We start from the raw sequence: 16,849 nt of genomic DNA, 5'->3' as shown, positions 1-16,849 counted from the left end.
GTCCTATGAACCAGCAACTCGCGGGCTTCGCCCCGGCACCCGTTGCCGCGCGCATGGAGAACCACGGCAATCACATGCTGAAGGTCGCCATGCAGACCGGAAGCGACCTCCTCGCGCGCGTGGGGTCGATGGTCGCCTACGAGGGCTTCGTCCAGTACGAGCCCAATCCGCCGGCCGTGCGCCAGATCGCCAAGGACTGGATGACCGGCGAGGGCGCACCCCTGATGAAGTGCTCCGGAGACGGCCTGCTCTACCTCTCCGACTACGGGGCGAACGTCGTCGTCATCAACCTCAACGGTGACGCGATCTCCGTCAACGCCACCAACCTGCTCGCCTTCGACGCCCATCTGACGTGGGGTGTCGAGCGGGTCAAGGGGCTGGCGAAGTTCGCCGGCCAGGGCCTGTGGAACACCAAGATCTCCGGGCAGGGCTGGGTCGCGCTGACCTCCCGGGGCAAGCCGATCGTCGTCGACTGCGGCGGTGGCGAGGACGAGACGTACGTCGACCCGGACGCGCTCGTCGCCTGGTCCCCGAACCTCAAGGTGAAGGGCAAGCGCAGCTTCAAGGCACAGTCGCTGATAGGGCGGGGCAGCGGCGAGGCCTTCCAGATGGCCTTCTCGGGCCAGGGCATCGTCGTCGTCCAGCCCAGCGAGGACAGCACCGACCGCCTTCGGGTGCGGGGCTGAGGGGAGGACACACACCATGCAGAGCTCGCTTTTCGCCTACAACGACCAGCAGTCCCAGGACCGCTACAGCCTGCAGAACAAGCAGATGCTGCGGGTCCTTCTGGAGGGCCACGACGACGTGCTCGCCCGCAAGGGCACCATGGTCGCCTACCAGGGCCTCGTGGAGTTCGACGCCGAGTACCAGAACTCCGGGCAGCAGCGTTCGCGCGCGCACACCGGGGAGGGACTCGACCTGATGCGCTGCCACGGGCAGGGCACCGTCTTCCTGGCCAACCTCGCCCAGCACATCCATGTGGTGGACGTGGACCAGGACGGTCTCACCGTGGACAGCAGTTATGTCCTGGCGATGGACTCCTCGCTGCACCACGACGTGATCGCCGTGGACAGCCAGTACGGCATCTCCGGCTCCGGCAAGTACCAGCTCAACATCACCGGGCGCGGCAAGGTCGCCCTGATGACGTCGGGCATGCCGCTGATGCTGCAGGTCACGCCGGACAAGTACGTCAACTGCGACGCCGACGCGATCGTCGCCTGGTCCACGAGTCTGCGCGTACAGATGCAGGCCCAGACGCATTCCTCCGGAGTGTTCCGCCGCCGCGGCAACACGGGGGAGGGCTGGGAGCTCAGCTTCATGGGCCAGGGGTACGCGCTCGTCCAGCCCAGCGAGATGCTGCCGCCGCAGAACGCCGTGATCGGGTCCGGGCTCGGGGCCCAGTACGGGGTGGGGCAGCAGGGGGCCCGGGGGCAGAACCAGGGGAATGTCTGGAGCTAGGCCCTCCGGGTCCGGGGCAGGGGCCGGTGGACGGGTGCCGGTCCGGTGGGGGCTGGTCGCGCAGTTCCCCGCGCCCCTGACAGGGCACGTGCGTAAGGGGCGGTCGCTGTTGCGGTCGCCCCTTACACATGCCTCTTCAGAGTCTTGCCCGTGTTGCGGTCAGGAGGCGGACCACCGAGTCGTCGGCCACCTGTGCCACCTCGTCGTAGGCGAACCAGCGCAGGTCGAGGGACTCCTCGCTGATCTCCTGGACGGCGCCCGGCTCGGCCACGACCGCGTACTGGACGTCGAAGTGCCAGTGGCACGGCGCCGGGATGGGATGCCGGTCGAGCCGCACGGGTCCGCCCGGGAGCAGCGTCAGACCCGCGATGCCCGACTCCTCCGTGGCCTCGCGCAGGGCCGCGGCCTCCAGAGTGGCGTCACCGGGCTCGCAGTGACCACCCATCTGGAGCCACATCCGGAGCTTCCTGTGGAGTGTCAGCAGCACCCTGCCCTGCTCGGGGTCGATCACCAGGGCGCTGGCTGTGATGTGCCCGGCCGTACAGGCCTTCCACATGCCGTCCGGGTGAGCCGCCAGGTGGTCGAGGTAGGCCTGGCGCAGTTCCTCCTGGCCCTCGATGTCCTTCAGGACCAGGACGGCGTCGTCGTACAGGCTCACTTGTCGTTGTCGCCCTTGTCCTTGGTATCGCCCTTGATCTCGTCCGCGGGCCCGGTCTCGTCCTTCGTCAGGTTGGGCTTCTCGGGTGAACCGCTCGCCGCCTCGCCGAGCATCTTGTCCAGTTCGGAGAAGTCCAGCTGCTCGCGGTGCACGAAGCCGTCCGGGTCGTCCAGGTCGGAGGCGGTCGGCAGCATGTCCGGGTGCTCCCACAGGTGGTCCCGGCCGTCGACCCCGCGCGCGTCCGTGAGCGAGGCCCACAGGCGCGAGGCGTCCCGCAGCCGGCGCGGACGCAGCTCCAGGCCGATCAGCGTGGCGAAGGTCTGCTCGGCCGGACCGCCCGTGGCACGGCGGCGGCGCAGCGTCTCGCGCAGCGCGTCGGCGGACGACAGACGGGGCTTAGCGGCCGCGTGCACCACCGCGTCCACCCAGCCCTCGACGAGCGCGAGCGCCGTCTCGAGACGGGCCAGCGCGGCCTTCTGCTCCGGCGTGTCCTCCGGCTGAAACATGCCCTGCTGAAGGGCCTGCTGCAGCTCCTCGGGGTTCTGCGGGTCGAACTGGCCGACCACGTCCTCCAGCTTCGCCGTGTCGACCTTGATCCCGCGCGCGTACCCCTCGACCGCGCCGAACAGGTGCGAGCGCAGCCACGGCACGTGGGCGAAGAGCCGCTGGTGGGCGGCCTCGCGCAGGGCGATGTAGAGGCGCACCTCGTCCTGGGCGATCCCCAGGTCCTTGCCGAAGGCCTCGATGTTCAGCGGGAGCAGCGCGGCCTTGCCGGCCGGACCGAGCGGCAGGCCGACGTCGGACGAGCCGACGACCTCGCCCGCGAGCACGCCGACGGCCTGCCCGATCTGCGTACCGAACATGGCGCCGCCCATGGAACGCATCATGCCGAGCAGCGGGCCCGCCATGGCCTGCATCTCCTCGGGCAGGACATCGCCCATGGCCGCGCCGACGCGCTCGGCGACCGGGTCGACGAGCTCCTTCCACACCGGCAGGGTCGCCTCGACCCACTCCGCGCGGCTCCAGGCCACGGCGGAGGCGGCGCCGGACGGCAGTGACGTCGCGTCGTCCAGCCACAGGTCGGCCAGCCGCACCGCGTCCAGGACCGCGGCGCGCTCGGCCGGGCCGACGCTCGCGTCCTTCGTGCCGTCGGAGGTGCCCTGGGAGACCGTCTGGCGGGCGATCTGCTTGGCCATGTCCCAGTTCACCGGGCCGCCCTCGTACGAGAGCATCTGACCCAGTTGCTGGAACGCGGCGCCCAGATCGTTGGGGTTCAGCGAACCGAACATGGCTGCGAGCGGGTTGTCGCCTCCAGGTCCGCCGGGCCCGAAACCGAACGGGTTGGCAGGTCCCTGACCACCACCGCTCTGCTGGTCCTTCTTCTTGCCCTCGTCGCCGTTCTCCGGCTCCTCCGGCGGAAGGCCGAATCCGAATGGGGTGTCACTCACGGGATTCCTCGGCTGTTAAGGCCGCCGGTTCGCTCCGACGGCGGCTGCCCTGCATCACCACCCAGCGTAGACACCACAACCGGTTCGGGCCTCGGTGCGTCGCCGACTCGGCGGCTGCGGCAGGATGGATGCCACCTGGTACGTACGCGTCACTCGCGTTCTTACTGAAGACAACCGCTGGAGACGCCTGGTGAGTTCCCCAGATCCACAGGTTCGCGCAGCGCGAAACCTCTCAACCCACCCGTCCCCCGAACATCGGCCCGAACCATCGGCGCCGCGGGCCGGCGGGACGTCCGCCGGCCGCGGCCCCGTCGTGGCGATCACCGGTGCCGCGGCCGGGATCGGCGCGATGCTCACCGAGCGGCTCGTCGCCGGCGACGAGGTCAAGCAGGTCATCGCCATCGACGAGCGGCGCGGCGAGTGCGCGGGCGCGCAGTGGCACATCCTCGACGTCCGGGACCCGGCCATCGCCGAGAAGCTGCGCGGGGCGGACGTCGTGGTGCACCTGGCCCTCGACCTCGATCTGGAGACGGATCCAGCGGCGCGTACGGCGTACAACGTGCGGGGTACCCAGACCGTGCTCACGGCCGCCGCGGCAGCCGGTGTCCACCGGGTCGTGCTCTGTACGTCGGCCATGGTCTACGGAGCGCTGCCCGACAACGAACTGCCCCTCTCCGAAGACGCCGAACTGCGGGCCACCGCCGAGGCCACGGGCGTCGGGGACCTGCTTGAGGTCGAGCGGCTCGCCCGTCGTGCGCCCCGCGCGCATCCGGGGCTCAACGTCACCGTCGTGCGCCCCGCCGTGCTCGTCGGAGGTACCGACACCGCGCTGACCAGGTACTTCGAGTCGCCTCGTCTCCTGGTCGTCACCGGCTCCCGGCCCGCCTGGCAGTTCTGCCACGTCGAGGACCTGTGCACCGCTCTGGAGTACGCCGCCCTGGAGAAGGTCGACGGAGAGCTGGCCGTCGGGTGCGACGGGTGGCTGGAGCAGGAGGAGGTCGAGGAGCTCAGCGGGATCCGGCGCATGGAGCTGCCGTCGGCCGTCGCCCTGGGCGCCGCGGCCCGGCTCCACCGGATCGGGCTCACCCCTTCGCCGGCCGGGGACCTCGCGTACACGATGTATCCCTGGGTGGTCAGCGGGAGCCGGCTGCACGATGCCGGGTGGCGGCCCAGGTGGACCAACGAGGAGGTCCTCGCCGAGCTTCTGGGGGAGGTCGCCGGGCGGCACACCCTCGCCGGGCGGCGCCTCGGCCGCAAGGACGCCACGGCGGCGGGAGCCGCGGGGGCGACGGTCGCCCTGCTGGGCACGGCCGCGCTGGTGCGGCGGGCGCGGAAGGCCCGGCGGCGGATCTGAGCCGTGCCGGATGCGCGTCACCCGGGGCCGGGGCCGAGGCCGGTCCTGTAGGAGGCTCCGACGCCGCACGCGCGGGTATGGGTGAAAGAGCTGTTTCACCGGGCTGACGGGGTGGGGCACGATGGGGGCATGGCACCCATGAACGACCATCCCGGTGAGCAGGCGGCGCAGGAGCCCATCAAACTTCTGGCGATCCGGGAGACCGACCTCTCCCTGGACGAGGTCTTCCGGGCCGTCGGCGACGACGCCTCCGGAGGGACCGCCCTCTTCGTGGGGACCGTGCGCAACCATGACGGGGGAGCGGACGTCGACGCCCTCGGCTACTCCTGCCACCCCAGCGCCGAGGCCGAGATGCGGCGCATCGCGGAGAAGGTCGTCGCGGAGTACCCGGTACGGGCGCTCGCGGCCGTGCACCGAATCGGTGACCTGCGGGTGGGCGATCTCGCGGTGGTCGTCGCCGTCTCCTGCCCGCACCGGGGGGAGGCCTTCGAGGCCTGCCGGAAGCTGATCGACGACCTGAAGCACGAAGTCCCGATCTGGAAGCACCAGACGTTCTCCGACGGTACGGAGGAATGGGTCGGAGCCTGCTGATCGCTCCGGTTGCGTAACCCGACCCCTGCCGTGAGCGTTGTACACGCGGATGGTTAATCTGCTGATCAGTCAGTTGCGGTGGTTCTTGGGGTTGGGAGGTCGGTATGGCAGCGCTCGCCTGGTTGCTGATTCCGCTTTTCGCCGGGATCGCTGCCGGAGCCTGGGGCAGTTGGGCGGGGCGTAACCGCAAGACCATCGGCGACGGCCACGAACTCGCGGGCTACACACGCTTCCGCGAAGCCATGGAGAAATCGCACTCGGACGCCTGACCGGCTCTCGGGCCCCCGTTCGGGCGGCCCCGACGGTGCGTTGACAGTGGGGTCCCGTACTGTCGTTCCATGCCACGCCGCACCGCGACGATGCTCGCCTCCACCCTGATGCTGATCGCGCTCCTGTGCGCGGGAGTCTTCATCAATGTGCCGTACTCGGAGATGTCACCGGGTCCGACGGTGAACACACTGGGCGAGCACGACGGCGAGCCGGTGCTCCAGATCACCGGCCGCAAGACGTACCCGGCGAGCGGGCACCTGAACATGACCACCGTCCGGGTCACCAGCGCCGACTACAACATGAACCTCGTCGAAGCCGTGTACGGCTGGCTGGCACACGACAACAAGGTGGTCCCGCACGACACGCTCTACCCCGACGGCAAGACCGAGGAGCAGTCGACGCAGGAGAACGCCGAGGAGTTCAGCCAGTCCCAGGAGAGCGCCAAGGTCGCGGCGCTCAAGGAGATCGACATCCCGGTGCAGTCCTGGGTGATCGTCTCCACCGTCGTCAAGGACACCCCCGCCGAGGGCAGGCTGCACGCCGGTGACGTGATCAAGGCCGTCGACGGTACGAAGGTGAAGGCGTTCGACGACGTCGCGAAGCTGGTCACCAAGCACAAGCCCGGTGAGAAGGTCGTCTTCACGGTCGTGCCCGCCAAGGAACAGGCCGCCGCCGAGAAGGAGCACAAGACGGCGACCAGGACCGAGGACGTCACGATCACCACCGCCAAGTCCCACGACAGCGGCGAGGAGCGCGCGATCGTCGGCATCGAGGCGGGAACCGACCACACCTTCCCGTTCACCATCGACATCAAGCTCGCCGACGTCGGCGGCCCCAGTGCCGGTCTGATGTTCGCCCTCGGCATCGTCGACAAACTGACCCCGGGGAACCTCACCGGCGGCAAGTTCGTCGCCGGCACGGGCACCATCGACGACGAGGGCAAGGTCGGCCCGATCGGCGGTATCGAGATGAAGACGGTCGGCGCCCGGGCCAAGGGCGCCCAGTACTTCCTGACGCCCAAGGACAACTGCGCGGCCGCCGCCCGCGATGTCCCCGACGGGCTCACGCTCGTCAAGGTCGACACCATCGACGACGCGGTGAGCGCCCTCAAGGACATCCGCGGCGGCGACACGGCCGACCTGCCGAAGTGCGCCTAGAGTCTGTCTGCACAGGCCCCGACGCACCGACAGGTCGCTCACACGTCCGGGCTACTCCGCGAACGTCGCCGTGAGCGCGTCGGCCAGGCCCGGTACGAGGTCGGATCCGGTGAGCACGTCGTTCGCCGAGTCCTTCTCACGCAGCCGCAGCGCCGAATCGCGCTTTCCGCCACGCAGCACGGCGACGGTCATCCGGACCTCCTGACGCTCCGGGTGCTCGGCGACCCACTTCGCCAGCCGCTTCTCGTCGAGGCCGTCCGGAACGGACGCCTCCGCGGACGGCGGCAGCATCAGCCGCTCCACGGTCAGCGCGCAGCCGACCACGGAGTCGGGCCAGGCGATGGTGCCGAGGAACTCGTCCAGCGGACTGCCCGCGGGAATCTCCTCCTGCTCGATAGGGGTGAGGGTGCCCTCGGGCACGTCTTCGGTCAGACCCAGCCGCTCGGCGAGTCCGGGTTCCTGGGAGCGCAGCCGGACGGTGTCGACCAGTGCGAAAAGCCGGGCGGGCTGGTCCCAGCCGAGGCCTGAGACGTACTCGTCGATTTCGAGTGCGGCGCGGGTCAGCGGACCGGCCGCCATGGGGGTGCCTGAGGAGGCGGTGTTGGACATGGTCACAATCCTGCCTCGTTCGGCCCCGGAAGCGGGAACCAGGTAAAGCATCAGTAAGTTGCATAGATGTGGCCCGGCGTTTGCGGGGCCCCCAGATACCAACAGCGAACTTCGAGGTGCGCACCTTGGCTTTCCAGATGCCGGACCGCGGCGGAGGCCCGACAGGGCCGCGGATGAGAGTGGGCCGACCGTCCCGGCGCGTCCGGACCCTGCTCATGACACTGGGCGTGCTGGCCGTCCTGGCCATGGCCTTCGTCATGTTCGCCGGGTTCTGGACGGACTGGCTCTGGTACCGGTCGGTGAAGTATTCCTCCGTCTTCACCACCACCCTGTGGACCAAGATCGGTCTGTTCTTCGTCTTCGGGCTGCTGATGGCCGTGGCCGTCGGCGTGAACATCTGGCTGGCCCACCGGCTGCGGCCACCGCTCAGCGCCATGTCGATGGAGCAACAGAGCCTCGACCGCTACCGGATGGGTGTAGCCCCGTACAAGACGTGGATCCTTCTCGGGATCACCTCGCTGGTCGGGCTGATCGCGGGTGCCTCCGCGGCCGGCCAGTGGCGTACGTGGCTCATGTGGGTGAACGGGGTGCCCTTCCACCAGAAGGACCCCCAGTTCCACCTGGACGTGTCCTTCTACGCCTTCGACCTGCCCTGGTACCGCTTCATGCTGGGCTTCGGCTTCGCGGCTGCGATCCTTTCGCTGATCGCCGCGGCGCTGACGCACTACCTGTACGGCGGACTGCGCGTCACCAGCCCCGGAGCGCGCGCCACGGCCGCGGCCACCGGGCACCTGTCGGTGCTGCTGGGCATCTTCGTCGCGCTGAAGGCGGTGGCGTACTGGCTGGACCGGTACGGCCTCGCGGTGAAGTCCAGTGACTTCAAGGCGACCGGCAACTGGACGGGCCTCAGGTACGTCGACGCCAACGCCTATCTGCCGGCCAAGACGATCCTCTTCTGCATCGCCGTCATCTGCGCCCTGCTGTTCTTCGCCACGCTGTGGCGGCGCACCTGGCAGCTGCCCGTCATCGGCTTCGGCCTGATGGTGCTCTCGGCGATCCTCATCGGGGGTCTGTACCCGGCGATCGTCCAGAAGTTCCAGGTCCAGCCGAACGAGCAGGCCAAGGAAGCGCCGTACGTCGAGAAGAACCTCAAGGCGACCCGCGACGCGTACGGCATCACGGGCACCGAGGTCACCGAGTACGCGGGCACGAGCACGACCAAGGACAAGACGAAGCTGCGCGACGACGCCGACGGCGCCGCGAGCATCCGGCTCCTGGACCCGAACGTCGTCTCGCCCACGTTCCAGCAGCTCCAGCAGGTCAGGAATTACTACGCGTTCCCGTCGAACCTGGACGTGGACCGCTACAGCAAGGACGGCAAGGACCAGGACACCGTCATCGGTCTGCGCGAGCTGAACCTGCAGGGCATCCCGAAGAGCAACTGGATCAACAACCACTTCCGCTACACGCACGGCTTCGGAGTGGTCGCGGCCAAGGGCACCAACGCCGACGCCGAGGGCCGCCCCGAGTTCACCGAGTACGACCTGCCGTCCAAGGGCGACCTCGGCGAGTACCAGCAGCGGATCTACTACGGCGAGAAGACCAGCCAGTACTCGATCGTCGGCGGTCCCCAGAAGGAGATCGACTACTCCGACGACACCGGCGAGAAGACGACCAGTTACAAGGGCAAGAGCGGCGTCAACCTCTCGAACCCGGTCAACCGGGCGGCGTACGCGGTGGCGTTCAGCGAGCCGCAGATTCTCTACTCCGGCGCGATCGGCGAGGGTTCGCGGATCCTCTACAACCGCACGCCCAAGGAGCGCGTCGAGGCGGTGGCCCCCTGGCTGACCATCGACGGCGACGCCTATCCCGCGGTCGTCGGCGACAAGATCGAGTGGATCGTCGACGCCTACACGACGACGAACGGCTACCCGTACGCCTCGCGCACCACGCTCGGCGACACGACGGCCGACTCGTTGACCGCCGCCAACAACCAGCGGGCGGTGGTGGCCCAGCAGAACCAGGTCAACTACATCCGCAACTCGGTGAAGGCGACCGTCGACGCGTACACCGGCAAGGTCACGCTCTACGAGTGGGACACCAAGGACCCGGTCCTGAAGACCTGGAAGAAGGCCTTCCCCGGGACGGTGAAGCCGAAGGGCGACATCCCGCAGGCCCTCATGGACCATCTGCGGTACCCGCAGGACCTGTTCAAGGTCCAGCGCGAGCTGCTGACCCGCTACCACGTGAAGGACGCCGAGACGTTCCTCAGCGGCAGCGAGGTGTGGCAGGTGCCGGACGACCCGACCAACAAGTCGGGCAACGCGGTACCGCCGTACTACCTCAGCATGAAGATGCCAGGTGAGCAGTCCCAGGCGTTCTCCCTGACGACGACGCTCACTCCGAACGGGCGTGACAACCTGAGCGCCTTCATGTCGGTCAACGCCGAAGCCGGTACGAGCGACTACGGCAAGATCAACATTCTCAAACTGCCCACCGGCAGAACGGTCGACGGACCCAAACGGGTGCAGAGCCAGTTCAACTCCGAACCATCCATCGCCGAGTCCATCAGGCTCCTCAGAGGTGGTGACTCGGAAGTCGAGTACGGCAACCTGCTGACGGTGCCCCTCGACGGAGGACTGCTCTACGTGGAGCCCGTCTACGTCAAGGGCGGTGGACTCAAGTACCCCCTGCTGCGGAAGGTGCTGGTGACCTACGGAGGCGCGACGGCCTTCGAGGACACGCTGGACGAGGCGCTCAACAAGGTCTTCGGAGCGGACGGTTCGACCGCCGAACCACCGGACGAGGACGAGACGAAGCCGCCACCCGCGTCCAGCGACCCCACGGTCCAGGAAGCGCTCGACGACGCCCAGAAGGCCTTCGACCAAGGCCAGGAAGCCCTCAAGAAGGGCGACTGGGAGGCGTACGGAACGGCGCAGAAGGACCTGGAGGACGCGCTCAAGAGGGCCGAGGACGCACAGGCCTCGGCCGACAAGAGCGCAGGCAGCGGCGACAAAGCCAGTGGCTCCGGTGACAAGAACGACAAGAACACCGAGGCGAGCGGCAAGCCCAGCAGCAGTCCCAGCAGCAGTAAGAGCCCGGACAGCAGCTGAGTCAGGAGCCACCTCGCGCCGTGGTACGGTTGAAACACAACGGCGCGGGGTGGAGCAGCTCGGTAGCTCGCTGGGCTCATAACCCAGAGGTCGCAGGTTCAAATCCTGTCCCCGCTACTGATGTTGAAGGACCCGGATCCTCACAGGATCCGGGTCCTTCTGCGTGTGCGGACCGTCAGTCGAGTGTGCAAGGACGCCCCTCGTTCACCAGTGCTGCCGCGGCGAAGGCCGCGCCGGCCGGAGGGAGTTGCGGGAACTGTGTTTCACTTGTCTCTCTGTGGGCATGTCGACAAAACGCTGAAGTGACCTCACTGGCTGCGGTATACCAGGTGTACCCAGGTTGCAGGTGGTGCGACGATGGACGTTATGGGGGACAAGGCAACTCTGTTGGATACAGGGCGGTTTGTGCAGCCTTCCGACCGGGACGAGACCGGTGAGGCTGTGGAGGAGGCTCGTCAACGGCTCGCCGCGGAACAGGGCGACGCCGAGGCGATGAGTGTCCTCGGAGCCATGCTGCTCCGCCGTGGTGATCTCGACGGAGCCGAGCCGCAGCTGCGGGCTGCCACCGCGGCCGGTGACCGCGCCGCCGCCAACAACCTCGGCGTCCTCCTGCACCAGCGCGGATACGCGGAGGAGGCCGCCGGATGGTGGCGTATCGCCGCCGTCGCGGGCTCCGCGGCCGCCGCGCACGCACTGGGCCGCCACCACCGCGAGCGGGGCGACGAGCCCGCCGCGGAGTACTGGCTGCGGCAGTCCGCCGAGCAGGGCCACTCCCTCGGCGCGTACGCGCTCGCCGACCTCCTGGAGCACCGCGGCGACCCCCGTGCCGAGGACTGGATGCGCGCGGCAGCCGAGCGCGGGCACCGCGAGGCGGCCTACCGGCTCGCGCGGGCGCTCGACCGGACGACCGCGCAGGCGGGCGACACCGACACCGACGGCGGTCCCTCCGAGACCGTCGGCGAAGCGGCCGAGCAGTGGTACCGGCAGGCGGCCGCGCGCGGTCACCGCCGGGCCGCGCTGCACCTCGGCGCGATCCTGGAGCGGCGCGGGGAACTCAAGGAAGCAGGCCGCTGGTACCTGACCTCCGCCAAGGACGGCGAGGCGCGGGCGGCCTGCGCGCTGGGCTTCCTGCTGCGCGACGCCGGCGACACCGAGAGCGCGGCCGTGTGGTGGCTGCGCGCTGCCCAGGACGGCGACGGGAACGCCGCCAACGCCCTGGGCGCGCTGCACGCCGAGCGGGGCGAGACACAGACCGCCGAGCGGTGGTACCGGGCCGCGATGGACGCCGGCGACGTGAACGGCGCGTACAACCTCGGGCTGCTCTGCGCCGAGCAGTCGCGCACCGCCCAGGCCGAACAGTGGTACCGGCGGGCGGCGTACGCGGGGCACCGCGAGGCGGCGAACGCGCTGGCCATCCTGCTGCTCCAGGTCGGCGACGCCGCCGGGGCCGAGCCGTGGTTCTCCAAGGCCGCGGAGGCCGGCAGCGTCGACGCCGCGTTCAACCTCGGGATCCTGCACGCCGGGCGCGGGGAGGACGCCGCGGCGCTGCGGTGCTACGAGCGGGCCGCCGCGGCCGGACACGCCGAGGCCGCGCTCCAGGTCGGGATCGCACGGCTCAGGGACGGCGACGAGGCCGCTGCCGAGCGGCACCTGCGGTGCGCCGCCGGGGGTGGCAGCGCGGAGGGGGCGTACCGGCTGGCGACCGTGCTCGACGCGCGGCGCCCGCCCACGCCCGAACACGAGCTGGGGGAGCCGACCACCGAGAAGAGCGAGTGCGAGGAGTGGTACGAGCGGGCCGCCTCCCAGGGGCATCGGCGGGCCCAGGTGCGCGTGGGGATGCTGGCGTCCGCCCGCGGAGACGTCGTCGAGGCCGCCCGGTGGTACCGGGAGGCCGCGGAGGCGGGGTCGCGGAACGGGGCGTTCAACCTGGGGCTGCTGCTGGCCCGGGAGGGGAGCGAGCCCGAGGCCGCGCTGTGGTGGGCGCGGGCGGCCGACGCGGGGCACGGGCGGGCGGCGTTGCGGCTCGCCCTTGTCTACGCGCGTCGTGGGGAGCTGGCGGAGGGGCAGCGGTGGGCCGATCGGGCCGTGTCGCTCGGGCCGCGTGAGGTGTCCGAGCGGGCTGCGCGGTTGCGGGATGCGTTGCGGCAGGAGCTGTCTGCGTGAGCCCTCCGGGCCGGCGGGGTGGGGGTGGGTGGGGTTCGCCCCCGCCGCCTCTGCCCCTCCCGTCACGCATGGGGCTGCGCCCCTCGCCCCCTGATCGCGCTTCGCGCTCGTCCTCAAACGCCGGACGGGCTGGATGGGGCCGGGCGGGCTGGATGAGTGAGGGAGGGGGGGTGGTAAGGGATTTGCGCTGGTCGGTGGGGTGACGTACTGTTCAGTCATCGCCGCGGGGTGGAGCAGCTCGGTAGCTCGCTGGGCTCATAACCCAGAGGTCGCAGGTTCAAATCCTGTCCCCGCTACTGAAGACCGAAGGCCCGGAACCATTGGTTCCGGGCCTTCGGTGTTTTCGCGTTTCCGGGTGCCGAGAAGCCCCGGCCCGTCAGGGGCGGGGCTTCAGGGGGAGTGTGGTGTCAGGCTGCCGCGCAGTTCGGGCAGACGCCGCGGTACGTCACCTCTACGTTCGAGACCGTGAAGCCGAAGCGCTCCGAGTCGGGGAGGTCCGCCAGCGGGTTGCCCTCCGGGTGCACGTCCTTGATCGCACCGCACTGGGCGCAGACCAGGTGGTGGTGCGGCCGGTGGGCGTTCGGGTCGTACCGCTTCGCGCGCTTGTCCGTGGCGACTTCCAGCACCTCGCCGAGCGAGACCAGCTCACCCAGGGTGTTGTAGACGGTCGCCCGGGAGATCTCCGGAAGCCTCACGACGGCACGCGCGTGCACCTCGTCGGCCGTCAGGTGGACGTGATCCCCGTTAAGGACCTCGGCCACGACGCGCCGCTGCGCGGTCATGCGCCAGCCGCGTCCGCGCAGTCGTTCCAACAGGTCGCTCATATGACACAGCTTAACAGCCTGCTGGACCAGAACCCGAACAGGTGTGACTTTGGAGCTTGAATTAACTTAGACAATGTCTATTGTAGGATCGAGCTCGACTTTGGCCGAAGGGCAGGCCGAAGGACAGGACCGGCAGGGAATGACGCAGGAGGCGCACGTGACGCAGGGACCGCTTACGACGGAGGCCGGCGCGCCGGTGGCCGACAACCAGAACAGCGAGACCGCGGGTGTCGGCGGCCCGGTCCTCGTCCAGGACCAGCTCCTGCTGGAAAAGCTCGCCCACTTCAATCGCGAGCGCATCCCGGAGCGGGTCGTCCACGCCCGTGGCGCCGGCGCGTACGGCACCTTCACGCTCACCCGTGACGTCTCGCGGTGGACGCGCGCCCGGTTCCTCTCCGAGGTCGGCAAGCAGACCGAGACCTTCCTGCGCTTCTCCACCGTGGCCGGCAACCTCGGCTCGGCCGACGCCGTGCGTGACCCGCGCGGCTGGGCGCTGAAGTTCTACACCGAGGACGGCAACTACGACCTCGTCGGCAACAACACCCCGGTGTTCTTCGTCAAGGACGCCATCAAGTTCCCCGACTTCATCCACACCCAGAAGCGCGACCCGTACACGGGCTCTCAGGAAGCCGACAACGTGTGGGACTTCTGGGGGCTGAGCCCCGAGAGCACGCATCAGGTGACCTGGCTCTTCGGTGATCGTGGCATCCCCGCCTCGTACCGCCACATGAACGGGTACGGCTCGCACACCTACCAGTGGAACAACGAGGCCGGCGAGGTCTTCTGGGTCAAGTACCACTTCAAGACCGACCAGGGCGTCAAGAACCTGACGACCGAGGAGGCCGTGAACGTCTCCGGTCTCGACCCCGACTCGCACCAGCGCGATCTTCGGGAGTCGATCGAGCGGGGTGAATTCCCCTCCTGGACCGTGCAGGTGCAGATCATGCCCGCGGCCGACGCGGCGACCTACCGCTTCAACCCGTTCGACCTCACCAAGGTGTGGCCGCACGAGGACTACCCGCCGGTGGAGATAGGGAAGCTGGAGCTCAACCGGAACCCGGAGAACATCTTCGCCGAGGTCGAGCAGTCCGTCTTCAGCCCCGCGCACTTCGTGCCGGGCATCGGACCCTCGCCCGACAAGATGCTCCAGGGCCGCCTCTTCGCGTACGGCGACGCCCACCGCTACCGCGTCGGCGTCAACGCCGACCACCTGCCGGTGAACCGTCCGCACGCCACCGAGGCGCGTACTCACTCCCGTGACGGCTTCCTGTACGACGGCCGCCACAAGGGCGCGAAGAACTACGAGCCGAACAGCTTCGGCGGTCCCGTCCAGACGGACCGTCCGCTGTGGCAGCCCCTCCCCGTCACCGGTGTCACCGGCAACAGCGAGGCGCCGGTCCACGCCGAGGACAACGACTTCGTACAGGCGGGCAATCTCTACCGTCTGATGTCCGAGGGTGAGCGGGAGCGGCTGGTCGACAACCTGGCGGGCTTCATCTCGCAGGTCTCGCGCGACGACATCGCCGCGCGTGCGATCAACAACTTCCGTCAGGCCGACGAAGACTTCGGCAAGCGGCTGGAAGCCGCGGTCCAGGCCCTCCGCGGCTGACACCAGCACTGGATCGCTTGCCGTAGAGAGCGGGCCGGATTCCCTCGTACCGGGGAGCCGGCCCGCTCACCTTTTCGCCGGAGCGCCGGTGTGGGCAGGTCGTGGGTCTCAGGCCGGGGCGGGCTGACGGAGCGGTGCCCAGCAGCGGATGATGTCGCGGACCGAGACGATGCCCACCGGCTCGCCCCGGTCGCAGACGATGAGATGGCGGAAGCCGCCGTGGGCCATCGCCCGGGCCGCCTCCTCCAGCGTCCAGGTCGGGGCCGCGAAGACCACGTCGGTGGTCGTGTGGGCGTGGGCCCGCTCGGTGTCCGGGTCCTGGCCCAGGCCGACGGAGTTGAGGATGTCCCGCTCGGTGAGGATGCCGATCCCGATGCCGTCGGGATCGAGGACCACGGCCGCGCCGATGCGGCGCGCGGCCATCAGGGTGGAGGCCTTCCGGAGGGTGTGGGCGGGGCCGATGGTGAGGACCACCGTGCTCATGGCGTCGCGGACGAGCATGGACGGAGCCACCTCCTACGAATCCGCTAGTTAACGGATTCACAAGTTCACAAGTGGGGGAACTCTCAGAGTCGCAGTTAAAGGGAGGGTCAACAAGAGGGCGTGCGCGGCCGGTTCGGGGCGCGTGATCTCCCGCCCGTGCCCCGGGCGATGCCACGCGCCTCACGAGCGCCGGCCGCCCGGTGGCGCCGGCCGGTGACGGCGACCGGTGGCGACTAGTAGCGCTGGTTCAGGTACCCCAGCATCTCGTCGTGGAGGATGCCGTTCGAGGCCGCCGCGTTGCCGCTGTGCGGGCCGGGGCGGCCGTCGAGGCCGGTGAAGGAGCCGCCTGCCTCGGTCACCACGATCGAGGTCGCCGCCATGTCCCAGAGCGACAGTTCGGGCTCCGCGCAGATGTCGACCGAGCCCTCGGCGACCATCATGTAGGGCCAGAAGTCGCCGTACGCGCGCGTGCGCCACACCTCGCGGGTCAGGTCCAGGAACCCGTCCAGCAGGCTGCGCTCCTCCCAGCCGCCCAGCGAGGAGTACGCGAACGAGGCGTCCTTCATCTGCGAGACCTGGGAGACCTTCAGCCGCGACGCGGACGACAGGCTGCGGCCGGTGAACGCGCCGTGGCCCTTCGACGCCCACCAGCGACGGGCGAGCGCGGGCGCGGAGACCACGCCGACGACCGGCTGGTAACCGCCCTCGCCCGCCTCCATCAGCGCGATCAGCGTGGCCCAGACGGGCACCCCGCGTACGTAGTTCTTGGTGCCGTCGATCGGGTCGATCACCCAGCGGCGGGGGCCCGTGCCCTCGACCCCGTACTCCTCGCCGAGGATCGCGTCGCGTGGCCGTGCCCGTCCGAGGTGGCCGCGGATCAGTTCCTCGGCGGCCTTGTCGGCCTCGCTCACCGGTGTCATGTCCGGCTTGGTCTCGACCTTGAGGTCGAGCGCCTTGAACCGGTCCATCGTCGCGGCGTCGGCGGCGTCCGCCAGGACATGGGCGAGGCGCAGGTCATCGCGATAGTCGGGCATGAGCGAACGGTACCGCTCCGTGGGGTGCGGCTATAGGGCTGGGGCTGTGGAGAAGGTGCGCCGCCACTGTGGCCGAGC

Annotated in this window: 15 protein-coding genes and 2 tRNA genes; 11 read left to right on the top strand and 6 right to left on the bottom strand. The window is 69.5% G+C overall.

Annotation, left to right across the window (positions count from 1 at the left end):
* The first annotated feature begins 5 nt into the window (after nucleotides 1–5).
* Both OHS59_RS16105 and OHS59_RS16100 read left to right on the top strand, forming a co-directional pair.
* Nucleotides 6–686: an AIM24 family protein gene (locus OHS59_RS16105; RefSeq protein ID WP_328494086.1), complete on the top strand. Its 681-nt coding sequence runs from the start codon at nucleotides 6–8 to the stop codon at nucleotides 684–686.
* Nucleotides 687–702: 16 nt separating this feature from the next.
* Nucleotides 703–1,458, top strand: a complete 756-nt coding sequence (locus OHS59_RS16100; protein WP_328494085.1) for an AIM24 family protein — start codon at nucleotides 703–705, stop codon at nucleotides 1,456–1,458.
* Nucleotides 1,459–1,594: 136 nt separating this feature from the next.
* Here OHS59_RS16100 and OHS59_RS16095 read toward each other — a convergent pair whose 3' ends face one another.
* Both OHS59_RS16095 and OHS59_RS16090 read right to left on the bottom strand, forming a co-directional pair.
* Nucleotides 1,595–2,116 carry an NUDIX hydrolase gene (locus tag OHS59_RS16095; protein ID WP_328494084.1) on the bottom strand — a complete coding sequence of 174 codons (522 nt, stop codon included), beginning with the start codon at nucleotides 2,114–2,116 and terminating at the stop codon, nucleotides 1,595–1,597.
* Entirely contained in the window at nucleotides 2,113–3,564 is a 1,452-nt protein-coding gene (locus OHS59_RS16090) for a zinc-dependent metalloprotease (protein ID WP_328494083.1), read from the bottom strand. Before OHS59_RS16090 ends, OHS59_RS16095 begins: the two co-directional genes overlap by 4 nt.
* A 190-nt stretch (nucleotides 3,565–3,754) precedes the next feature.
* Here OHS59_RS16090 and OHS59_RS16085 point away from each other — a divergent pair, with 190 nt between their 5' ends.
* The 4 genes from OHS59_RS16085 (at nucleotide 3,755) to OHS59_RS16070 (ending at nucleotide 6,936) form a co-directional block, all read left to right on the top strand.
* Nucleotides 3,755–4,918, top strand: a complete 1,164-nt coding sequence (locus tag OHS59_RS16085) for an SDR family oxidoreductase (RefSeq protein ID WP_328494082.1) — start codon at nucleotides 3,755–3,757, stop codon at nucleotides 4,916–4,918.
* Nucleotides 4,919–5,047: 129 nt separating this feature from the next.
* Entirely contained in the window at nucleotides 5,048–5,509 is a 462-nt protein-coding gene (locus OHS59_RS16080; protein ID WP_328494081.1) for a molybdenum cofactor biosynthesis protein MoaE, read from the top strand.
* Nucleotides 5,510–5,613: 104 nt separating this feature from the next.
* Nucleotides 5,614–5,778 (top strand): hypothetical protein, encoded by a 165-nt coding sequence (locus OHS59_RS16075; RefSeq protein WP_328494080.1) that lies wholly within the window; start codon nucleotides 5,614–5,616, stop codon nucleotides 5,776–5,778.
* A 69-nt stretch (nucleotides 5,779–5,847) separates the two neighbouring features.
* Nucleotides 5,848–6,936, top strand: coding sequence for a YlbL family protein (locus OHS59_RS16070; RefSeq protein ID WP_328494079.1), 1,089 nt, complete (start codon nucleotides 5,848–5,850; stop codon nucleotides 6,934–6,936).
* Nucleotides 6,937–6,987: 51 nt separating this feature from the next.
* Here OHS59_RS16070 and OHS59_RS16065 read toward each other — a convergent pair whose 3' ends face one another.
* A complete protein-coding gene (locus tag OHS59_RS16065) occupies nucleotides 6,988–7,545 on the bottom strand; it encodes a PPA1309 family protein (protein ID WP_328494078.1) in 558 nt (185 codons plus the stop codon).
* Nucleotides 7,546–7,682: 137 nt separating this feature from the next.
* On the opposite strand from OHS59_RS16065, the gene OHS59_RS16060 reads away from it, so the two are divergent.
* From OHS59_RS16060 to OHS59_RS16045, 4 genes are all read left to right on the top strand, one after another.
* A complete protein-coding gene (locus tag OHS59_RS16060) occupies nucleotides 7,683–10,658 on the top strand; it encodes a UPF0182 family membrane protein (protein WP_328499227.1) in 2,976 nt (991 codons plus the stop codon).
* A gap of 43 nt (nucleotides 10,659–10,701) precedes the next feature.
* Nucleotides 10,702–10,775: transfer RNA gene (locus OHS59_RS16055), tRNA-Met, on the top strand.
* Nucleotides 10,776–11,015: 240 nt separating this feature from the next.
* Nucleotides 11,016–12,821, top strand: coding sequence for a sel1 repeat family protein (locus OHS59_RS16050; protein WP_328494077.1), 1,806 nt, complete (start codon nucleotides 11,016–11,018; stop codon nucleotides 12,819–12,821).
* Between the two features lie 222 nt (nucleotides 12,822–13,043).
* Nucleotides 13,044–13,117 (top strand) — tRNA-Met (locus tag OHS59_RS16045).
* 111 nt (nucleotides 13,118–13,228) lie between these two features.
* Here the strand turns inward: OHS59_RS16045 and OHS59_RS16040 are convergent.
* Nucleotides 13,229–13,645: a Fur family transcriptional regulator gene (locus OHS59_RS16040; RefSeq protein WP_328494076.1), complete on the bottom strand. Its 417-nt coding sequence runs from the start codon at nucleotides 13,643–13,645 to the stop codon at nucleotides 13,229–13,231.
* Nucleotides 13,646–13,802: 157 nt separating this feature from the next.
* On the opposite strand from OHS59_RS16040, the gene OHS59_RS16035 reads away from it, so the two are divergent.
* Nucleotides 13,803–15,254, top strand: a complete 1,452-nt coding sequence (locus tag OHS59_RS16035; RefSeq protein WP_328494075.1) for a catalase — start codon at nucleotides 13,803–13,805, stop codon at nucleotides 15,252–15,254.
* 108 nt (nucleotides 15,255–15,362) lie between these two features.
* Here the strand turns inward: OHS59_RS16035 and OHS59_RS16030 are convergent, their stop codons facing one another.
* Nucleotides 15,363–15,755 (bottom strand): CBS domain-containing protein, encoded by a 393-nt coding sequence (locus OHS59_RS16030; protein WP_328494074.1) that lies wholly within the window; start codon nucleotides 15,753–15,755, stop codon nucleotides 15,363–15,365.
* Nucleotides 15,756–15,970: 215 nt separating this feature from the next.
* Entirely contained in the window at nucleotides 15,971–16,771 is an 801-nt protein-coding gene (gene hisN / locus OHS59_RS16025) for a histidinol-phosphatase (RefSeq protein WP_328494073.1), read from the bottom strand.
* Nucleotides 16,772–16,849 lie beyond the last annotated feature (78 nt).

Origin of the sequence: Streptomyces sp. NBC_00414, assembly GCF_036038375.1 — a bacterium.
Lineage (GTDB): Bacteria > Actinomycetota > Actinomycetes > Streptomycetales > Streptomycetaceae > Streptomyces.
The sequence above is the reverse complement of the archived record's forward strand: the minus strand, read 5'-3'. Positions and strand labels throughout refer to the sequence as shown.